The following is a 4974-nucleotide window of genomic DNA, read 5'->3' as shown; positions in this document are numbered from 1 at the left end:
TTTTTCTCTATTCCAATAGATAGTGATACTATCGAATAGGCATAGTACTCATCATCTTTGCCATAACTCTCCATAAGCCCCTCAAGAGAGAGTTCTAGTTTTTGTCGCTGTTTAGCAGAAATGGAACCAAATTTTTCTCTAAACTGGTATCTCTCATCTTTATTTAACTCCAAAATATTATAAAACTCCGATAGGTTTTTCCAGTTTGCTTTGAAAAAATCTTTTCCAAATAGTATATCTTCAAAGGCTGAGAGATAATAACGCTCCTGATATGTGAGACTTAGTTGATATTTGATTTTAAAATACTCTTTTTTAAAGAGACTTATCAACCAATTCTCATCAAGTTGAGAGATAATATCAAGGCGTTTACTTGGATTAGGTTCGGATAAAAATTTCCACATCATCGCAATAGTCTGATATAGCTTCTTATCTTTTGGAACGATAGATAGGTACTCTTTTGCCAAAAAGGTGATAACCTTCTCCAATAAAGTATCCAAACGACTAATATTATGGGTAAAAAATACCTTTTTATAGAGGTTAAAACGGCTCTCTAGCAGATGCTCTATATCATAGAGACTAGAGGTTTGAAAGGAGAGCTTGAACTCTTTTCTATCCTCTATCAAAATCGCCTCTCTGGTTATACGAAGCAGGTCAGAAGAGGTTGAGATATACCCACTAGCCAATAGGTCGCGATTGATATAGTCAATACGGTCAGCATCTACCGTTGAGGCTATATATTGATGCAAAGTTGCATAAGAGAACTCATCTGATTTAATATCATCAAAGATATTCTTGACAATAAGATAGTAGAGTTTTATAAGCTCTTTTGAACTACTGCTCTGCTCTGATACCTCATAGTTAAAGAGCATATCAAGATACTCATAGCCGATACTCTCATGCAAAACCATCTTTCCATTTTTTGTAATCTCTTCATAGAATTTTAGAAATTTTTTCTGCTCTTTGTTGGGTAGATTTTCCTCTTTTACCGATTTGTAGAGTCTCTTTAGAGCATACTCCGTCTGGTGAGAAAATGGCAAATGACCAACATCATGTAGTAATCCTGCTAGACGCATCGCTTGTAACAAAATAAGATAGGGTACATTCTCTTTCTCTCTAAATGCAGTAGAGAAACCTAGAAGTGCTTTATCATCAATCTTTAATGACTTCAAATCTATATCTAAACCATGCTCTTTTATAAGTCGTTTGATAGAGACCCTAGCCTGTTTTAGAAACTTTTTTCTGCTCTTTGTTGAAGCGTTGATAAGTGAGTTTTTGAACATATAGGAGGCTACATGCATCGTTCCTAGTGAGTGGATATATCGTTTTGTGGTAATTGATGGAAAAGCAAAATATGCCAGAGCATTTTGAGAGATAAATAGTAGACGATTGAGTATCTTACTCTGTAGAAACTTCTCCTCTACGCCAGAGTATGGAATATGTCCGTATACTGTATCGTTTACTATTCTGTTATTTTGCATAATATATTTGGTCGACCTCTGTCAACCCTACGCTGAACACTCTACGCTATCCATTAAAACTCCAATAATATCAGTCATAGTCAAGATACCTTTTAGCTCATTGTTATCAATAACCAAAAGGCGTTTGATACTTCTATTTACCATCATTTGAGCTGCATACTTGACCTCTATCTTTGCCGATATACTTATGGCTGGAATCGCTGCAATATCATAAACATTTAACAGGTCAATATCACCATCTTGAGCAACAATACTCTGCAAAATATTTTTAAAAGTGACTAAACCATAAGCACCATGAGGGGAGCTCTTCTCAACAATCACAGAACGAACACCATTCTGTTTCATTAACTTCAGAGCATCTCTTACAGTTCCCATTGGTGAGACCTTTATCAACTTCTCTGATGGGGTCATTACATTTTCTACTAACATCCTATTTCTCCTCTACAACATTGTCTTAATATTATCTTCAAATTTATGAAGCTCATCTACATCCAAACCTGCCACATGACTCAATGGAATAGTAAATGTCATCCCAGTTCCCTCTGGAACATCCATATTAAACTTAACACGAATAGCTTTCATCACTTTCATGGAGACTCTTCTAGGGAGAACAAAAAAGAGAACCGAAACATTCTCCTCTAAAGTCAATCCAAAAAAGACCTTTTTCTCTTCAAGTCCTATATTTCTACCATGAAGAATAGTAACACTACCTGCCCCTGCCTCTTTAGCTACATCAACAGCTGTCTCTTCATCTTTATCTTGAATAATAGCTACTAAAGCTGTAAATTGCATTTCGACTCCTTCTATAAATAATTTCTCATATAATATGAACTAATTCATATTATCTTTATTCACTTAAGCTTCGCCTTTGGCGAAAAAGAGTCATTTTGACTCTTTGCTAACTGTTTTTTCTTAATCTCTGCATGTATACCATATCCCATAACGGTTATCATAGGAAATAGTGAAGCAAAAGCAATCAGACCAAATCCATCTATAAGTGGGTTCCGTCCATCTATATTTTCCGCTAGTCCCAACCCTAGAGCTGCTACCAATGGAACTGTAACGGTTGAGGTGGTCACCCCTCCACTATCATATGCAATAGGTATAATATACTTAGGTGCAAAATAGGTCATAATAATCACCAAAGAGTACCCAACGATAATATAGTGGTGAATCTGGTCACCTGCGACCAGACGATACGAACCTAGTCCGATACCAATTGCAACCCCTAATGCTACCACACTTCTTAGTATATTCTGCTGTATCATCCCCTCACTTATCTCTTGAGCTTTGATTGCAATAGCCAAAAGTGCAGGTTCTGCCATAGTTGTCGAGAAACCAATCATAAAACCAAAGAGATAGATGAGTCCATTGTTATTCATGGAGGTCAAAGCAAAAGCGATGCTCTCACCAATAGGGAAAAGTCCCATCTCTAATCCAATGATAAAGGCGTAGAGACCCAAAATAACCATGACAATACCTGTAATGATTTTATGAAGATGAGGAACTGATTTCTTGATAATCACATATTGGAAAAAGAAGATTACAACCAAAATAGGTGCAACATCTTTAATCACCCCAATCAGCTCCATAAGTGTATCAACCAATGAAAAACTATAGGTAGATGCAACTGATTTGGTAGTCTCTACCGCTTCAGCGACTATTGATGCAGAAGAGGCATCCCCCAATGAGTAGACAATAATCCCATAGATCTGAACAAATATCATCGGTGTTAGTGAAGCAAAAGCGATAAGACCAAATCCATCAATAGCAGGATTACGACCCTTGATACTAGAAGAGAGTCCAATACCCAAAGCGGCAACCAGAGGAACCGTCACTGTCGAGGTGGTCACCCCTCCACTATCATAAGCCAAACCGATAATCTCTTTTGGTGCAAAAAAGGTCATTAGAACTACAAGAATATATCCAGAGATAATATAGTACTGAATTGGGTGACCAAGAAGAATCCGAAGTGTCCCCAAAGCGATAGCGAAACCAACAGAGAGTGCAACTGTCATCCGAAGCCAAAAGGAGTCAATCAATCCACTAGAAATAATAGCAGCCTTATCGGCAATAGCTATCAGTGCAGGTTCGGCTACAGTGGTAGAAAACCCGATAGTAAACGCAAATAGCAAGAGCCAAAAGACAGACCCCTTCCTCGCAAAATCTACAGCAAGACCTTCACCAATGGGAAATATACCCAGTTCAAGCCCACGAATAAATAGCGCCAAACCAATGGCAACAATGGTAAGACCTATAATAATAGAGGTTAAGTTTTCAGGCATCTCTTGAATAATAAATGCCTGAAAAAATGCCACCACAATAATAATGGGTAGCAAATCTTTAAATGAGTTTTTAAGGTCTTGATAAAATATATTAATGCTTTCTTTCATGGAGCGAAGTATATCGGAAAAGCTCTTTATTTTAAGATAAAATTTCCCTTAATTTAAGATTTTTTGAAGTTATTCTCATCTCTCCAAAATTAACATATCATTACGACATATCTCCCTTAATTGCCTATTTTTTAATCACAAACCTCTTCGATAATAAAAACAAATTTGATAAAATCAGCTTATTATTTAAATAAAAGGACAAACAGTATGACACTCGATAACCCGTCGTATATTATCGACACCTTCTTTGCCATCTTTTCGATGGTTCTTATTATCTTTATGGTACCAGGTTTTGCCATGCTTGAATCTGGATTGGTACGAACCAAAAATGTTACAGCTGTACTTACCATGAATGTTATGATTTACGCTGTTGCCTCTATGAGCTTCCTGCTTATCGGATATGAGTACGCATTTGGCTCTTGGGAGCATCAAACTGCAATCTCAAAGTATGCTTTTTTCCTATTTCAGATGGCATTTGTTGGAAAAGTAGTCAACATCATGTCTGGTGGAGTTAGTGAACGGTCACGAATCATCCCTCTGGCTATATTTACTATTGCTGTTGGTGCATTGATTTACCCTACCATTGTCAATATTACTTGGGGAGCAAACTTCCTCGATGGAACTTTTTTGGATATATCAGCAATGTCTGACCTCGCAGGTTCTACCGTTATTCACTCAACAGGTGGTTGGGCATTGATGGCGGCTATCTTGATTATGGGTGCTAGACAAGGAAAATATAATAAAAATGGTCGAGTCAAAGTAATCCCTGCTTCAAATATTCCATTGGTTACCCTTGGTGCATTTCTACTATGGATTGGTTGGTTTGGATTTAATGGTGGTTCAGTTGGTTCCATCTCATCAGTTGAGAATGCTGATGCCGTAGCTCTCACCATTATGAATACTAATACAGGTGGACTCTCAGGTGCCATTGCTGCTTGGTCACTTACCTATTTTAGATATAGAAAGTTCGATATTACCATGATTCTAAACGGTGCTTTGGGTGGACTGGTCTCAGTAACAGCAGGGCCAGATCAGTTTACTATGTATCAGCCTATCCTTATTGGGGCAATTGGTGGAGCTTTGGTTGTTTGGTTTGTACCATT

Annotated in this window: 5 protein-coding genes; 1 reads left to right on the top strand and 4 read right to left on the bottom strand. The window is 37.4% G+C overall.

The genetic code is table 11. The features are described from left to right. From GSY74_RS05955 to GSY74_RS05940, 4 genes are all read right to left on the bottom strand, one after another. A partial coding sequence (locus tag GSY74_RS05955; protein WP_164664186.1) for a hypothetical protein occupies positions 1 to 1478 on the bottom strand: 1478 nt, incomplete at its 3' end. Between the two features lie 27 nt (positions 1479 to 1505). Beyond that, positions 1506 to 1907 carry a CBS domain-containing protein gene (locus tag GSY74_RS05950; protein ID WP_164664185.1) on the bottom strand — a complete coding sequence of 134 codons (402 nt, stop codon included), beginning with the start codon at positions 1905 to 1907 and terminating at the stop codon, positions 1506 to 1508. Positions 1908 to 1919: 12 nt separating this feature from the next. Then, the gene (locus GSY74_RS05945; RefSeq protein WP_164664184.1) at positions 1920 to 2270 is read right to left on the bottom strand and encodes a transcriptional regulator; all 351 of its coding nucleotides are present in this window, start codon (positions 2268 to 2270) and stop codon (positions 1920 to 1922) included. A 59-nt stretch (positions 2271 to 2329) separates the two neighbouring features. Beyond that, complete coding sequence (locus tag GSY74_RS05940; protein ID WP_164664183.1) at positions 2330 to 3871, bottom strand: DUF1538 domain-containing protein; 1542 nt, start codon at positions 3869 to 3871, stop codon at positions 2330 to 2332. 207 nt (positions 3872 to 4078) lie between these two features. On the opposite strand from GSY74_RS05940, the gene GSY74_RS05935 reads away from it, so the two are divergent. Next, positions 4079 to 4974, top strand: an 896-nt coding sequence (locus GSY74_RS05935) for an ammonium transporter (protein ID WP_164664182.1), incomplete at its 3' end; no start/stop codon positions are given.

The organism is Sulfurovum sp. bin170 (genome assembly GCF_010892395.1).
In the GTDB taxonomy this organism is placed as follows: domain Bacteria; phylum Campylobacterota; class Campylobacteria; order Campylobacterales; family Sulfurovaceae; genus UBA1140.
Note: the sequence above shows the minus strand (reverse complement) of the source record. Positions and strands in the feature narration are given on the sequence as shown.